12 protein-coding genes are annotated in these 15,141 nt (G+C 61.3%); 7 read left to right on the forward strand and 5 right to left on the reverse strand.

Annotation, left to right across the window (positions count from 1 at the left end):
• The first annotated feature begins 59 nt into the window (after nucleotides 1-59).
• Nucleotides 60-2,159, forward strand: coding sequence for a phosphate acetyltransferase (pta, locus tag A7317_RS03550; RefSeq protein WP_024073325.1), 2,100 nt, complete (start codon nucleotides 60-62; stop codon nucleotides 2,157-2,159).
• Entirely contained in the window at nucleotides 2,160-3,059 is a 900-nt protein-coding gene (locus tag A7317_RS03555) for an acyltransferase (RefSeq protein WP_024073324.1), read from the forward strand.
• 117 nt (nucleotides 3,060-3,176) lie between these two features.
• On the opposite strand, the gene cysN is transcribed toward A7317_RS03555, so the two are convergent.
• The 3 genes from cysN to A7317_RS03570 all read right to left on the reverse strand — a co-directional run bounded on the left by cysN (nucleotide 3,177) and on the right by A7317_RS03570 (nucleotide 6,951).
• On the reverse strand, nucleotides 3,177-5,075 hold the full coding sequence (cysN, locus tag A7317_RS03560; RefSeq protein WP_069075209.1) for a sulfate adenylyltransferase subunit CysN: 1,899 nt from the start codon (nucleotides 5,073-5,075) through the stop codon (nucleotides 3,177-3,179).
• Nucleotides 5,076-5,088: 13 nt separating this feature from the next.
• Entirely contained in the window at nucleotides 5,089-6,006 is a 918-nt protein-coding gene (gene cysD, locus A7317_RS03565) for a sulfate adenylyltransferase subunit CysD (protein ID WP_024073322.1), read from the reverse strand.
• 186 nt (nucleotides 6,007-6,192) lie between these two features.
• Complete coding sequence (locus A7317_RS03570; protein ID WP_024073321.1) at nucleotides 6,193-6,951, reverse strand: Nif3-like dinuclear metal center hexameric protein; 759 nt, start codon at nucleotides 6,949-6,951, stop codon at nucleotides 6,193-6,195.
• 102 nt (nucleotides 6,952-7,053) lie between these two features.
• On the opposite strand from A7317_RS03570, the gene algW reads away from it, so the two are divergent.
• Together algW and A7317_RS03580 are read left to right on the forward strand one after the other, a co-directional pair.
• Nucleotides 7,054-8,208, forward strand: coding sequence for a Do family serine endopeptidase AlgW (algW, locus tag A7317_RS03575; RefSeq protein ID WP_024073320.1), 1,155 nt, complete (start codon nucleotides 7,054-7,056; stop codon nucleotides 8,206-8,208).
• Nucleotides 8,209-8,320: 112 nt separating this feature from the next.
• Nucleotides 8,321-10,417, forward strand: coding sequence for a TonB-dependent siderophore receptor (locus A7317_RS03580; protein ID WP_069075210.1), 2,097 nt, complete (start codon nucleotides 8,321-8,323; stop codon nucleotides 10,415-10,417).
• 280 nt (nucleotides 10,418-10,697) lie between these two features.
• On the opposite strand, the gene hemH is transcribed toward A7317_RS03580, so the two are convergent.
• Together hemH and A7317_RS03590 are read right to left on the reverse strand one after the other, a co-directional pair.
• A complete protein-coding gene (gene hemH / locus A7317_RS03585; protein WP_069075211.1) occupies nucleotides 10,698-11,723 on the reverse strand; it encodes a ferrochelatase in 1,026 nt (341 codons plus the stop codon).
• 14 nt (nucleotides 11,724-11,737) lie between these two features.
• On the reverse strand, nucleotides 11,738-12,637 hold the full coding sequence (locus tag A7317_RS03590; protein WP_024073317.1) for a TIGR01777 family oxidoreductase: 900 nt from the start codon (nucleotides 12,635-12,637) through the stop codon (nucleotides 11,738-11,740).
• A gap of 225 nt (nucleotides 12,638-12,862) precedes the next feature.
• On the opposite strand from A7317_RS03590, the gene A7317_RS03595 reads away from it, so the two are divergent.
• The 3 genes from A7317_RS03595 to A7317_RS03605 all read left to right on the forward strand — a co-directional run bounded on the left by A7317_RS03595 (nucleotide 12,863) and on the right by A7317_RS03605 (nucleotide 15,139).
• Entirely contained in the window at nucleotides 12,863-13,849 is a 987-nt protein-coding gene (locus A7317_RS03595) for an NAD(P)/FAD-dependent oxidoreductase (protein WP_069075212.1), read from the forward strand.
• Entirely contained in the window at nucleotides 13,846-14,061 is a 216-nt protein-coding gene (locus A7317_RS03600) for a TIGR02450 family Trp-rich protein (RefSeq protein WP_024073315.1), read from the forward strand. The genes A7317_RS03595 and A7317_RS03600 overlap by 4 nt, the downstream gene beginning before the upstream one ends.
• 112 nt (nucleotides 14,062-14,173) lie before the next feature.
• The gene (locus A7317_RS03605; RefSeq protein WP_024073314.1) at nucleotides 14,174-15,139 is read left to right on the forward strand and encodes a YbgA family protein; all 966 of its coding nucleotides are present in this window, start codon (nucleotides 14,174-14,176) and stop codon (nucleotides 15,137-15,139) included.
• Nucleotides 15,140-15,141: the final 2 nt, after the last annotated feature.

A 15,141-nucleotide genomic window follows, 5' to 3' on the forward strand; every position in this document is an offset into this window, starting at 1 on the left:
TCCCGGTAGGCACTCAACCATAGAGCGCCACCGAAGCCATGCACCTCCAGAGAATTCGCATGCAGACTTTTTTTATCGCGCCCACCGATTTTGGTGTGGGTCTGACCTCCATCAGCCTCGGGCTGGTGCGTACCCTTGAGCGGGCCGGGCTGAAAGTCGGGTTCTTCAAGCCGATTGCCCAGCCGCACCCCGGCGATACCGGCCCCGAGCGTTCCACCGAACTGGTGGCCCGCACCCACGGCCTGAAACCGCCCCAACCTCTCGGCCTGGCCCACGTAGAGCGCATGCTCGGCGATGGCCAGCTCGACGAGTTGCTTGAAGAAATCATCACCCTTTACCAACAGGCTGCCGTGGGCAAGGACGTGCTGATCGTCGAAGGCATGGTGCCGACCCGCAGCGCCAGCTACGCGGCCCGGGTCAACCTGCACCTGGCCAAGAGCCTGGATGCGGAGGTGATCCTGGTTTCCGCTCCAGAAAATGAAGTACTCACCGAACTCTCCGGCCGCGTGGAATTGCAGGCCCAGTTGTTCGGTGGCCCGAAAGACCCGAAAGTCCTCGGCGTGATCCTGAATAAGGTGCGCACCGACGAAAGCATGGAGGCCTTCTCGGCCCGCCTGAAAGAACATTCGCCGTTATTGCGCAGCGGCGATTTCCGCCTGCTGGGCTGCATCCCCTACCAGCCGGAACTCAACGCGCCGCGCACCCGCGACGTGGCCGACCTGATGGGCGCGCAAATCCTCAATGCCGGCGACTACGAAACCCGGCGCATGACCAAGATCATCATCTGCGCGCGCACCATGCGTAACACCGTGGAGCTGCTCAAGCCCGGGGTACTGGTGGTAACCCCCGGCGACCGTGACGACATCATCCTCGCCGTCAGCCTGGCCGCGATCAACGGCGTGCCCCTGGCCGGCCTGCTGCTGACCAGCGATACCCTGCCCGACCCGCGCATCATGGATCTGTGCCGCGGCGCGTTCCAGGCTGGGCTGCCGGTTTTGTCGGTGAGTACCGGTTCCTACGAAACCGCCAACCTGCTCAACAACCTCAACAAGGAAATCCCCATCGATGACCGCGAGCGCGCGGAGATCATCACCGATTTCGTCGCCAGCCACCTCGATGCGCGCTGGCTGCACCAGCGTTGCGGCACGCCACGGGAGATGCGCCTGTCGCCGGCGGTGTTCCGCTACCAACTGATCCAACGCGCCCAGGCGGCCAACAAACGCATTGTGCTGCCCGAGGGCAGCGAGCCATTGACCGTCCAAGCCGCCGCCATCTGCCAGGCCCGGGGCATCGCCCGCTGTGTGCTGCTGGCCAAGCCGGCTGACGTGGAAGCGGTCGCCCGCGCCCAAGGCATTGAATTGCCCGAAGGCCTGGAGATTCTCGACCCGGACCTGATCCGCCAACGCTATGTCGAGCCGATGGTGGCGTTGCGCAAGAGCAAAAGCCTCAACGCACCGATGGCCGAGCAGCAACTGGAAGACACCGTGGTAATCGCCACCATGATGCTGGCCCTGGACGAAGTGGACGGCCTGGTTTCCGGGGTTATCCACTCCACCGCCAACACTATTCGCCCGGCCCTGCAACTGATCAAGACCGCGCCGGGCTGCACCTTGGTGTCGTCAGTGTTCTTCATGCTGTTCCCCGAACAAGTGCTGGTGTACGGCGACTGCGTGATGAACCCGCACCCAAGCGCTGCCGAGCTGGCGGAAATCGCCCTGCAAAGCGCTGAATCGGCGGCCGCGTTCGGTATCACCCCGCGGGTGGCGATGATCAGCTATTCCAGCGGTGACTCGGCCAGCGGCGAAGAAGTGGAAAAAGTCCGCGAAGCCACCCTGCTCGCCCACGAACAGCAAAGCTCGCTGCTGATCGACGGCCCGTTGCAATACGACGCCGCCGCCAACGAAAACGTCGCCCGGCAACTGGCGCCCGACAGCCTGGTAGCCGGCAAGGCCACCGTGTTCGTATTCCCCGACCTGAACACCGGCAACACCACCCACAAGGCGGTACAACGCAGCGCCGATTGCGTCAGCCTGGGGCCGATGCTCCAAGGCCTGCGCAAGCCGGTGAATGACCTGCCGCGCGGCGCCCAAGTGGATGACATCGTGTACACCATCGCCCTGACGGCGATTCAAGCCGCCAACCGACCTATGGATATCTAAATGCTGGATTTTCTACCTGCCGCCGCGCGCGGGGTGATCGCTTCGCTGTTGTTGGCGCTGAATACGATCCTGTTGTGTTCGTTCCTGTTTGTCGTCGCGCTGTTCAAGGCGCTGCCGTTCGCCAAGCGCTTCAGCGAGTGGCTGATGAACCACACCCATGAAGCCTGGGTCACCAACAACAAGGGTTGGATGAACCTGGTGCGCCGCACCCGTTGGCACCTTAAAGGCCTTGAAGGCCTGGACTACCAGCACTCGTACCTGGTGACCAGCAACCACCAGAGCTGGGTCGACATCATGGTGCTGCAATACGTGCTCAATCGACGGATTCGCCCGCTCAAGTTTTTCCTCAAGCAGGAGCTCATCTGGGTGCCGGTGATTGGCCTGGCATGGTGGGCGCTGGGTTTTCCTTTCATGAAGCGCTACACCAAGGCCTACCTGGAAAAACACCCGGAGAAGAAAGGCAAAGACCTGGAAACCACCCGCAAGACCTGCGCGAAGTTTCGTGACAACCCGGTAGGTATTTTCAACTTTGCCGAAGGCACGCGCTTTACGCCAGGCAAGCACGCGCAGCAGAACTCGCCGTTTCGCTACCTGCTCAAGCCAAAGGCTGGTGGTATCGCATTTGTCCTGGATGCCATGGGTGAACAGTTGAAGTCACTGGTCAACGTGACCATCCACTATCCCGCCGGACGCCCAGGATATTGGGACTTGCTGTGCGGGAATGTGCAGGACGTGGTGGTGCAGTTTGAAGAGGTGCCGATTCCGGCCGAGTTCATTGGCAAGAATTATGAGCAGGATGGGGAATACAGGACGGCGTTCCAGGGTTGGATCAACACGCTATGGGAAGACAAGGATGCGCTGCTGGACAGGCTCCACACCGAATACCCAGACAAACATTGATCAAAATGTGGGAGGGGGCTTGCCCCCGATGGCAGTGTGTCAGTCAGTACATGCTTTACTGACCCACCGCTATCGGGGGCAAGCCCCCTCTCACAGTTGACCGCGCTCGATCTTGAATTAGATCGCGCCGCGCTGACGCAACAGCTCCAGCACTTGCTTGACGCTGTCTTCCAGGGACAGTGCCTGGGTGTCGATCACCAGGTCGGCATTCAACGGCACGTCGTAAGGGAACGACTCGCCCGGGATATTATCCCCACCCGCCGCGTACAACCCTTGCGGATCACGCTCAGCGCACACCAGCGGCGATGCCTGCACGTAGACCGTCAGCAAGCGATCGGCACCGATCAGCGCCTTGGCCTGTTCACGCCCTTCGGCGTCCGGTGCAACGAACGCGGCCAGGGTCAGCAGGCCGGCTTCGTTGAACTGGCGCGCGACATGCGCCGCACGACGCCAGTTCTCGGTACGCCCGACACGGTCCTGCGGCAGGCCTTTGTTGAGGTCGTGACGCAGGTTCTGGCCATCCAGTACGAACACTGCACGGCCCATGTCGAACAGCCTGCGCTCAACCGCGTAGGCCAAGGTGCTTTTACCTGCGCCTGACAGGCCGCTGAACAACACGGTGGCAGGCTGCTGACCGAAACGCTGCGCGCGCTCTTCGGTGGACACGTGGGCCAACTTGCCATGCTGCGCCGCACTGCCGTGGGTCACGGGCGGTGCGATGATCATGCCTGCGGCCACGGTGCCGTTGGTCAAGCGGTCGATGACGATAAACGCGCCGGTGGTGCGGTTGCTCGCATAGCCGTCCAGCGCAATGGCGGCGTCAAGGCTGACCTTGACCCGGCCAATCTCGTTCAATTGCAGAGCACTTGCCGGGCCTTCGGCCAGGGTGTTCACGTCCACACGGTGCACGATGTTGGTGATAGAGCCCGGCACGTAGCTGGTGGCACGCTTGATGTCGTATTTCTTGCCCGGCAGCATCGGCTCTTCAGCCATCCACACCAGCATGGCGTCAAAAGCGTCGGTGACTTGCGGCACGTTATCGGCATGCACCAGCAAGTCGCCACGGGAGATGTCGATCTCGTCTTCCATGGTCAGGGTCACGGCCTGGCCGGGGCCTGCGTGTTCCAGTTCACCTTCGAAGGTGACGATGGATTTGACGCGGCTGCTCTTGCCCGACGGCAGCACCACGACTTCGTCGCCCTTGTGCACAATGCCGCTGGCCAGGGTGCCGGCAAACCCGCGGAAGTTCAGGTTCGGACGGTTGACGTACTGCACCGGGAAACGCAGGTCGGTGTAGTTGCGATCGTTGGCGATCTCGACAGTCTCGAGAATCTCCATCAGGGACTGGCCGGTGTACCAAGGCGAGCGCTCGCTCTTGTTCACCACGTTGTCGCCCTTGAGGGCCGACATCGGCACGAACGCCATGGTGCTCGGCTTGAAGGCGATGCCATCGGCGAACTTCAGGTAGTCGGCCTTGATCTGCTCGAACACGCGCTCGTCGAAGCCGTTGAGGTCCATCTTGTTGATGGCGATCACGATGTGCTTGATGCCCAGCAACGAGGCAATGAAGCTGTGGCGACGGGTCTGGGTCTGCACGCCGTAGCGCGCGTCCACCAGGATGATCGCCAGGTCACAGGTGGATGCACCGGTGGCCATGTTGCGGGTGTACTGCTCATGGCCGGGGGTGTCGGCGATGATGAATTTGCGCTTGGCGGTGGAGAAGTAGCGGTAGGCGACATCGATGGTGATGCCCTGCTCACGCTCGGCCTGCAGGCCATCGACCAGCAAGGCCAGGTCGATGTCGTCACCGGTGGTGCCGACCTTCTTCGAATCGCGGGTGATGGCTTCCAGGTGATCTTCGTAGATCATCTTGGAGTCGTGCAGCAGGCGCCCGATCAGGGTGCTCTTGCCGTCGTCGACGTTGCCGCAGGTCAGGAAGCGCAACATTTCCTTGCGCTCGTGCTGGCCCAGGTAAGCGAGGATGTCCTCGCTGATCAAATCAGATTGATGCGACATTGGTGACAACCCCTTAGAAATAACCCTGACGTTTCTTGTCTTCCATCGAGCCTGCGCCATCGTGGTCGATGACCCGGCCCTGGCGCTCGGAAGTTCGCGTCAGGAGCATTTCCTGAATGATGTCCGTCAGCGTCTCGGCTTCGGACTCCACCGCGCCCGTCAACGGGTAGCAGCCAAGGGTACGGAAACGTACTTTCTTTTTGACGATGCGGGCTTTGTCTTCGTCGGACAAGTGCTCAAGGATGCGGTCGTCGTCGATCATGATCAGCGTGCCGTTCTTCTCGATCACGTCGCGCTCGGCGGCGAAGTACAGCGGCACGATCGGGATACCTTCCAGGTAGATGTACTGCCAGATATCCAGCTCGGTCCAGTTGGACAGCGGGAACACACGGATCGACTCGCCCTTGTTGACGTTGCCGTTGTAGACGTTCCACAACTCCGGGCGCTGGTTCTTCGGGTCCCAGCGGTGCTTGCTGTCACGGAACGAGTACACGCGCTCTTTGGCACGGGATTTCTCTTCATCGCGACGGGCACCGCCAAAGGCTGCGTCGAAACCATATTTGTCCAGAGCCTGCTTGAGGCCCTCGGTCTTCATGATGTCGGTGTGCTTGGCACTGCCGTGGGTAAACGGGTTGATGCCCTGCGCCACGCCGTCCGGGTTGACATGGGTGATCAACTCCAGGCCCAGCTCTTCAACCATGCGGTCGCGGAACCGGTACATTTCCTGGAACTTCCACTGGGTGTCGACGTGCATCACCGGGAACGGCAGCTTGCCCGGGAAGAACGCCTTGCGTGCCAGGTGCAGCATCACGGCGGAGTCTTTACCGATCGAGTAGAGCATCACCGGGTTGTCGAACTCGGCGGCGACCTCGCGGATGATGTGGATGCTTTCCGCCTCCAGCTGTTTCAGATGCGTCAGTTTGTCGACCATGGCTACTCACGGAAAAACGATCTTATGGACGGCCTGCGGGCCGTGTTCGAGCGGGGCATGCTAGCACAGCACCTTCTTCTATTCAGGGAGCGATCTAGATCGAAACGGTATATGAATATACTCCCAGGTTTGACTCATCCGACTCATGAACATCGCCCTACCTCCCACCGGGTTGATGGGGGTTAGTCAGATCGGGTTGGGGCAATCGATGAACAGGTGCTCCAGGGCGAAACGCCGCGCCAGGTAATCGCCCAGCGCCTGCACACCATAGCGCTCGGTGGCGTGATGGCCGGCCGCGATAAAGCTGATGTCGTTTTCCCGCGCGCTGTGGAAGGTCTGCTCGGAGGCTTCGCCGCTCAGGAACAAGTCGACACCGGCGGCAATCGCCTGGTCGATATAGCCCTGGCCGCCGCCCGTGCACCAACCGACGCGGCGGATCATCTCGCTGCCTTCGATCAACAGGGGCTCACGGCCCATGACATCCTGCACGCGTCGGGCGAAATCGCGGGGCGACAGGGGTTCGGCCAGGGAACCGACCAGGCCGACGATCTTGAGGTTGTCGGGGTCCAGTGGGCCTTCGACGGTGATGTCCAGTTGACGCGCCAGTTGCACGTTATTGCCGACGTCTGCGTGCAGGTCCAGCGGCAGGTGATAGGCCAGCAGGCTGATGTCGTGCTTGAGCAGGGTTTTCAGGCGGCGTTGCTTCATGCCGGTGACGCAGGGGTTCTCGCCCTTCCAGAAATACCCGTGGTGCACCAGCACCAGGTCGGCCTGCGCCTCGACGGCAGCATCCAGCAATGCCTGGCTGGCGGTCACGCCGCTGACGATGCGCATCACTTGCGGACGCCCCTCTACCTGCAGGCCATTGGGGCAGTAATCGGCAATTCTTGCGCTGCCAAGGTAGCGGTCCGCTTCCTCGACGAGGGTGCTCAAAGCAACGGCCATAAAAGACTCCTAAATATCCCGTTCAGAGGCGCTCGCAGCCTCGTATAATGCGCGACATTATGGGCGCTCTCCCGCCCCCTGCAACCTGTCAGGACTTACTTGATGCTCAAGGCACTGCGTTTTTTCGGATGGCCATTACTGGCTGGCGTGCTGATCGCAATACTGATTATTCAGCGTTTCCCCGAATGGGTGGGCTTGCCCAGCCTTGATGTGAACCTGCAACAGGCCCCGCAAACCAGCGCGGTAGTACAAGGCCCGGTGACTTACGCGGACGCGGTGGTTATTGCTGCCCCCGCGGTGGTCAACCTGTACACCACCAAAGTCATCAACAAACCTGCGCATCCGTTATTTGAAGACCCGCAGTTTCGCCGCTATTTCGGCGACAACGGGCCCAAGCAACGGCGCATGGAGTCCAGCCTCGGCTCGGGCGTGATCATGAGCCCGGAAGGCTACATCCTCACCAACAACCACGTGACCACCGGCGCCGACCAGATTGTGGTGGCCCTGCGTGACGGGCGTGAAACCCTGGCCCGCGTGGTGGGCAGCGATCCGGAAACCGATCTGGCCGTCCTGAAGATCGACCTCAAGAACCTGCCGTCCATCACCCTGGGACGCTCCGACGGCCTGCGCGTGGGCGACGTGGCATTAGCCATCGGCAACCCGTTCGGCGTGGGCCAGACCGTCACCATGGGCATCATCAGCGCCACCGGGCGTAACCAGCTGGGCCTGAACAGCTACGAAGACTTTATCCAGACCGATGCGGCGATCAACCCGGGCAACTCCGGCGGCGCGCTGGTGGACGCCAACGGCAACCTGACCGGTATCAACACGGCGATTTTCTCCAAGTCGGGCGGCTCTCAGGGCATCGGTTTTGCGATACCGGTCAAGCTGGCGATGGAAGTGATGAAGTCGATCATCGAGCATGGCCAGGTGATTCGCGGCTGGCTGGGCATTGAAGTGCAACCGCTGACCAAGGAACTGGCTGAGTCGTTCGGCCTGACCGGGCGCCCAGGCATCGTGGTCGCCGGGATCTTCCGCGACGGCCCGGCGCAGAAAGCCGGCCTGCAATTGGGCGACGTGATCCTCAGTATCAATGGCGAACCGGCCGGTGATGGTCGCAAGTCGATGAACCAGGTGGCGCGGATCAAGCCGACCGACAAGGTGACGATCCAGGTGATGCGCAACGGTAAAGAGATCAAGCTGCTGGCGGAAATCGGCCTGCGCCCACCGCCTGCGCCGGTGAAAGAAGAGGAATAAACCACAGCGCCAGGTACCCGTGCGCGGGTACCTGTAAGCTCATATTTCAAAGCAAATTCATTCTCATTAGACATGTTATATTGTTTCAATATCGTTATTGGAACGCTCTATCATGCCGTCTCGAAAACTTGCCCCCTTGGCTGGCCTGGCCTTGGGTTTGCTGCTCGACCCCGCCGCCGCTGAAGAAAACACCGTTGAACTGGAGACCATCAGCGTCACTACCGACGCCTACGAATCCGCCACCGGCCCGGTCAAAGGCTACCGTGCCACCCGCTCTGCCAGCGCGACCAAAACCGACACCGCCCTTCGCGACATCCCACAGTCCATCAGCGTGATTCCCGCCTCGGTACTCACGGACCTGGGCAGCACCAACGTGGAACGCGCCCTGGAGTTTGCCGGCGGTGTGTCCAAGCAGAACAACTTTGGCGGCCTTACGCTCTACGAATACAGCGTGCGCGGCTTCACCACTTCGGAGTTCTACCAGGACGGCTTCAGCGCCAACCGGGGCTACCCAAGCACACCGGACGCGGCCAATATCGAACGTATCGAAGTGCTCAAAGGCCCGGCCGCCAGCCTGTATGGTCGCGGCGATCCCGGCGGCACTGTGAATATCGTCACCAAAAAGCCTCAGCCTGAAGCCTTCACCACCCTGCAAACCAGCGCCGGCAGTTGGGACCGTTATCGCACCGCTGTCGACGTCAATACGCCGCTGGACAGCGAGGGCAACCTGCTGTCGCGGATCAACCTGGCGGTGGAGGACAACCACAGCTTCCGCGATCACGTCCAGAGCAAGCGCGTATTTGTCGCGCCCTCATTCAGCTGGCAGCTTGACCCGGACACCCGCTTGCTGGTGGAAAGCGAATTCGTACGCCACAGTTCCACCTTCGACCGCGGCATCGTCGACGCCCCAGGCGTATCGCGCTCCACCTTCCTCGGCGAACCCAACGACGGCGATATTGATAACCACAACAACCGCATCCAGGCCACCCTTGAGCACCACCTCAACGATGCCTGGAAACTGCGCCTGGCCAGCCACTACAAACAAGGGAGCCTGTGGGGCGATGCATCGGAAAACCGTGCGCTGAATACCGACAGCCACACGGTTGATCGCCGCTACCGCGAACGCTCCATGGGCTGGCATGACAGCATTACCCAGCTTGAGCTCCGGGGATTGTTCGATATCGGCAGTTGGCAGCATGAATTGTTGATCGGTACCGAATACGAGGACTACCGCAAGAAGGAGCGCGTGACCGCAATTGCCGGCAGCCGCTACACCATCGACCTCTACAACCCGGTCTACGGTCAGCCCAAACCCAACGGCGCACGCTCCGGTACCGACTTCTTCGAACAGACCAAAAGCCAGGCGCTGAACCTGCAAGACCAGATCCTCTTCACCGACCGCCTGCGCGGCATGATCGGCGCACGCGTGGAGCATTTCGAACAAAGCACCGACGACTTCACCCGCAACCACACCAAGAGCCGACAGACCCACACTGCCCTTACCCAACGCGCCGGCCTGCTCTATCAGCTCACGCCTGAACTCGGCGTGTTCGCCAACGCCTCGACGTCGTTCAAGCCCAACAGCGGTCTGGATATCGACGGTAAATCCTTCAAGCCGGAGGAAGGTGTGGGGTATGAAGCGGGGATCAAGAGCGAGCTGTTCGACGAACGCCTCAGCGCCACCCTCGCCGCTTTTCACATCGAGAAGGAAAACGTGTTGGCCCTGGACCCGACCACCAACACCAACCGCGCCATGGGCAAGGCACGCAGCCAGGGCTTTGATCTGCAAGTGACCGGGCAGGTGACCGACGCGGTGCGCGTGATTGGCGCCCTCGCCTACATCGACGCCGAAGTGACCAAGGGTGACAAAACCATCCCGACTGGCAGCCGCATGCTCGGCGTAGCCAAGCGCAGCGGCAGTCTGTTGGGCGTGTATGAATTCCAGGATGGGGCATTGCGCGGTTCAGACCTGGGTGCGGCCCTCACCTACGTGGGTGATCGCTCGGGTGAAGCCGGTGGCCGCTTCGAGCTGCCCGCCTACCACACCGTCGACCTGCTCGCGCATTACAAGGCCACGGACAACGTCACCGTGGGGCTCAACCTGAACAACTTGTTTGATGAGAAATACTACGAGCGGTCCTACAGCAGCTATTGGGTCAATCCAGGTGAGCCGCGCAACTTCACCGTGAGCCTGACCCTCAACCTGTAACACGATCAAGCCTGTGGGAGGGAGCTTGTCCTAATGCCAGTCAGCTAAGAGATAGAACAAGCAAACAGCAACCTGTGGCGAGCGGGCTTGCCCCGCGTTGGGCTGCGCAGCAGCCCCAATCAATCGGAATGCGGAGTATCAGGCACTCCTCAGCGGCTGGTTCTGGGGCTGCTGCGCAGCCCAACGCGGGGCAAGCCCGCTCGCCACAGCAAAGCCCGCTAGCCACAGTTACAGCGTTCTTCCTTAACTAACTGGCATGAGGGTGTGCCCCCCTCCCACATTACAGTGCAACGGGCGCCCGCTCGCACAGGGTATTGAGCGCCACCGCCCACTGCTCGCTGTCATTCAGGCACGGCACCAGCACCAACTCCTCGCCCCCCGCTTCGCGGAACTGCTCGCTGCCGCGATCGCCGATTTCTTCCAGCGTCTCGATGCAATCGGCGACAAACGCCGGGCACATCACCAGCAACTTTTTCACCCCTTGCTGGGCCAACGCCTCAAGGCGTGCCTCGGTGTAGGGTTCGATCCACTTCGCACGGCCCAGGCGCGACTGGAAGGCCACCGACCACTTGCCATCCGGCAAGCCCAGGCGTTCGGCGAAATCCCGGGCAACGCTGAAGCACTGCGCGCGGTAGCAGGTGGCGAGCACCTCAGGCGAGGCGTTCTTGCAGCAATCGGCATCCTTGAAACAATGCGCGCCAGTGGGGTCGAGCTTTTTCAGATGACGCTCGGGCAGGCCGTGGAAACTCAGCAGCAAGTGATCGTAGTGCTCTTCTATATAAGGTCGAGCACTGGCCGCCAGCGCGTCGAGGTATTCCGCCTGATCGTAGAACGGTTGCAGGATCGAGAATTGCACGTTGAGCTTCTTATCGCGCACCACCCGCCGGGCCTCTTCGATCACCGTGGTCACGGTGCTGTCGGCAAACTGCGGGTACAACGGCGCCAGGGTGACGTTCTGAATACCCTGGGCGGCCAGGCGAGTCAGGGTGGTTTCCAGGGACGGCTCGCCATAGCGCATCGCCAGCTCCACCGGACCCTGGGTCCACTGCGCAGTCATCTGCTGTTGCAGGCGCCGGCTGAGCACCACCAGCGGCGAGCCCTCGTCCCACCAGATCGAGGCATAGGCATGGGCCGACTGCTCAGGACGCTTGATCAGGATCAGCGACACCAACAGGCGCCGCACCGGCCATGGCAGGTCGATCACATAAGGGTCCATCAAAAACTGATTGAGGTAGCTGCGCACATCGGCCACCGAAGTAGACGCCGGTGACCCCAGGTTGACCAGTAACAACGCGTGATCCGTCATGCAACATCCTATCTCTAGAGGCGGCTGGACAAGTCGTCCAAGGCCGCCTTCAACTCAGTGAACTGGAAAGTGAAACCGGCGGCCAACAGGCGCTCGGGTAAAGCTTTCTGGCCGCCCAGCAACAAACCGGACAACTCCCCCAACCCGACCTTCAATGCGAAGGCCGGCATGGGCATGAACGCCGGGCGGTGCAGTACCTGGCCCAACGTCTTGGCAAACTCGCGGTTACGCACCGGGTGCGGCGCGCAGGCATTATAAGGACCACTGGCGTCCCCCTGGTGCAGAAGAAAATCAATCAGGGCGATTTGATCCTTGATGTGCACCCATGGCATCCACTGCCGACCATTACCAATAGGCCCGCCCAGCGCCAGTTTGAACGGCAGCAACAACCGCGACAAAAAGCCGCCCTCAGCCGCCAGTACCAGCCCGGTACGCACCAGCACCACGCGAATGCCCAGCGCCTCGGCACGCTGGGCGGTTTCTTCCCAGGCGATGCACAGCTGGCTGGGGAAATCGTCCTGCACCGGGCCACTGGCCTCGGTCAATTCGCGCTCACCACCATCGCCGTACCAACCTACGGCCGAACCGGAAATCAACACCTGCGGCTTGTGCGCCAGGCCTTCCAGCCATGTCAGCAGGGTTTCGGTCAGGCTGATGCGGCTGCTCCACAACAATGCCTTGCGTTTGTGCGTCCAGGGACGATCGGCGATGGGCGCGCCGGCGAGATTAATGACCGCGTCCACCGGGCCGATAACCTCTTGCAAGCGGGCAACACCCCGCACGGCGTCGCCGCACACGTTGGCGACTTGTGCAGGTTGACGGCTCCACACCGTCAGGTGATGACCTTGCGCCAGCCAGTGTTGGCAGAGTTGACGGCCGATCAGGCCGGTACCGCCGGTCAGCAAAATATGCATGGGACGCTCCTCATGTAACGTTCGCCGCCGATCACTGGTCTATTTTATAAGCAGGGATCAATTTGTAATCGGGCGTGACATTGGTTTAAGCAGACGGGTTTAGCCTCAGTCTTAACCATAGGCCACGCCAAACGATCAGGTACGCCAAAACTTATACCAAAAAACAATATTGTACAGCTATTGGTGTCGGCGTAGTCTGTACCCAACGGTAAAACGAGGCCTCCCATGACTGTCCCCATCGCGATCATCGGTACCGGCATCGCCGGTCTCTCCGCCGCCCGAGCGTTACGAGACGCCGGGCACGTTGTACAACTCTTCGATAAAAGCCGCGGCAGTGGTGGCCGCATGTCCAGCCAGCGCAGCGATGCCGGCGCGTTGGATATGGGCGCACAGTATTTCACCGCCCGCGACCGACGCTTCGTCAACGAAGTGCAGCGCTGGCAAAGCAACGGCTGGGCCGAGCAGTGGACACCGCAGCTGTATAACTTCAAATCCGGCCAGCTCACGCCCTCCCCCGATGAACAGACCCGCTGGGTCGGCACACCGCGCATGAGCGCCATCACCCGCGCGCTGCTCGACGACCTGCCGGTGGAGTTCGGTTGCCGGATCACCGAGGTATTCCAAGGCAAGCACCACTGGAACCTGCTGGATGCCGACGGCGGCAATCATGGGCCGTTCAGCCACGTGATCATCGCCACGCCCGCCCCCCAAGCCACCGCCCTGCTGGCCGCCGCGCCCAAGCTGGCGGGTGTCGCTGCCAGCGTGAAAATGGACCCGACCTGGGCCATCGCCCTGGCCTTCGACAAACCCCTGGATACGCCGATGGAAGGCTGCTTCGTGCAGGACAGCCCGCTCGACTGGCTGGCACGCAACCGCAGCAAACCGGGGCGCGACGCCACCCTCGACACCTGGGTATTACACGCCACCAGCGCCTGGAGCAGGGCGCACCTGGACCTGTCCAAGGAAGCGGTGATCGAACACCTGCACGGCGCCTTCGCCGAACTGCTGCACAGCGCCATGCCCGCGCCTTCCTTCAGCCTGGCGCACCGTTGGCTCTACGCACGACCGTCCAGCGCCCATGAGTTCGGCGTACTGGCCGACGCCGACCTGGGCTTGTACGTGTGTGGTGACTGGTGCCTATCAGGCCGGGTGGAAGGTGCCTGGCTCAGCGGCCAGGAAGCCGCGCGACGCTTGATCGAGCACCTGCGATGAACCGCGTCAATCCTGCCAAATTGCTGCTGTCGAAATGGACAGCAGCAAGCCCGCGCAACAAGGAAAAGCACTTCCTCGTCACTGAACTGTTTCGCGACGACGAAGGCACCGTGCTGGACATCGAGTTGCAAGCCGTGATGACCCGGCGTACAGAGCGCCTCGCCTGGCAAACCCTGCAAAACGCCGAGAATTGGCACATCGGCTGGAAATAGCCTGCGCAAAAATACTTGTACAAATAATTTGACTTGTACAGCGCCAAACCTATGATGAGATTTAGTTGTACAGGTTCTACACCTTGTACAGGAATTTTGCAGAGGTTTGGCCATGCCCACTACCCCGTCCTTCAAGCCGAAAATTGGCATCAGTGCCTGCCTGCTGGGCGAGACCGTACGCTTCAATGGCGGCCACAAACAATCCCATCTGTGCAGCGAGGTGCTCGCCGAGTATTTCGACTTCGTGCCGCTGTGCCCGGAAGTGGCGATCGGCCTGGGCATTCCCCGTGAAACCATTCGCCTGGTGGGCGATGCCGAACAGCCACAGGCCGTTGGCACGGTGCACCGCGAACTGAACGTCACTGCGCCGCTTGACGCATACGGCCGGAAAATGGCCGCCGAACACACTGACCTGTGCGGCTACATCTTTATGCAGAAGTCGCCCTCGTGCGGCCTGGAGCGGGTCAAGGTGTACCGCGAGAACGGCGCACCGGTGGACGGCGGCGGTCGCGGCATCTACGCCCAGGCGTTTTGCGCTCGCCACCCGAACCTGCCCGTGGAAGAAGATGGCCGCCTGAATGACCCGGTCCTGCGGGAAAACTTCCTGGCGCGCGTCTTCGTCTACGCCAGCTGGCAACGACTGCTGGCCGAGGGCCTGACCCGCCACCGCTTGCTCGCCTTTCACTCGCGCTACAAGTATTTGCTGATGGCCCACAGCTTGATGCATTACAAAAGCCTGGGCCACCGGCTCGGCAGCATGTCCAAGGATGCCAACCTCGACGAATTGGCGGCCTGCTACTTCAGTGACCTGATGACCGGCCTGAAAAAGTGCGCCACCCGCGGCAGCCACACCAATGTGCTGCAACACATCAGCGGCTACCTCAAGCAGGTCATCAGTGCCGATGACAAACAGGAAATGCAGACCGTCATCGGCCAGTACCGCCAAGGCATCGTGCCACTGGTGGTGCCGTTGACGCTGCTCAAGCATCACTTTCGCCTCCATCCGGATCGCTACATCGCGCAGCAGGCCTACTTGCAGCCGCACCCGGAAAATCTCAGCCTGCGTAATGCGATCTAACC

Source organism: Pseudomonas fluorescens (assembly GCF_001708445.1).
GTDB lineage: Bacteria > Pseudomonadota > Gammaproteobacteria > Pseudomonadales > Pseudomonadaceae > Aquipseudomonas > Aquipseudomonas gorinensis.

What these genes read in the sequence shown, in the direction of transcription:
- A7317_RS03605 (WP_024073314.1), top strand. Translation starts at nt 14,174, where the DNA reads ATGCCCACTACCCCGTCCTTCAAGCCGAAAATTGGCATCAGTGCCTGC.
- A7317_RS03555 (WP_024073324.1), top strand. Translation starts at nt 2,160, where the DNA reads ATGCTGGATTTTCTACCTGCCGCCGCGCGCGGGGTGATCGCTTCGCTG.
- algW (WP_024073320.1), top strand. Translation starts at nt 7,054, where the DNA reads ATGCTCAAGGCACTGCGTTTTTTCGGATGGCCATTACTGGCTGGCGTG.
- A7317_RS03595 (WP_069075212.1), top strand. Translation starts at nt 12,863, where the DNA reads ATGACTGTCCCCATCGCGATCATCGGTACCGGCATCGCCGGTCTCTCC.
- A7317_RS03600 (WP_024073315.1), top strand. Translation starts at nt 13,846, where the DNA reads ATGAACCGCGTCAATCCTGCCAAATTGCTGCTGTCGAAATGGACAGCA.
- cysN (WP_069075209.1), bottom strand. Translation starts at nt 5,075, where the DNA reads ATGTCGCATCAATCTGATTTGATCAGCGAGGACATCCTCGCTTACCTG.
- A7317_RS03590 (WP_024073317.1), bottom strand. Translation starts at nt 12,637, where the DNA reads ATGCATATTTTGCTGACCGGCGGTACCGGCCTGATCGGCCGTCAACTC.
- pta (WP_024073325.1), top strand. Translation starts at nt 60, where the DNA reads ATGCAGACTTTTTTTATCGCGCCCACCGATTTTGGTGTGGGTCTGACC.
- cysD (WP_024073322.1), bottom strand. Translation starts at nt 6,006, where the DNA reads ATGGTCGACAAACTGACGCATCTGAAACAGCTGGAGGCGGAAAGCATC.
- A7317_RS03580 (WP_069075210.1), top strand. Translation starts at nt 8,321, where the DNA reads ATGCCGTCTCGAAAACTTGCCCCCTTGGCTGGCCTGGCCTTGGGTTTG.
- A7317_RS03570 (WP_024073321.1), bottom strand. Translation starts at nt 6,951, where the DNA reads ATGGCCGTTGCTTTGAGCACCCTCGTCGAGGAAGCGGACCGCTACCTT.
- hemH (WP_069075211.1), bottom strand. Translation starts at nt 11,723, where the DNA reads ATGACGGATCACGCGTTGTTACTGGTCAACCTGGGGTCACCGGCGTCT.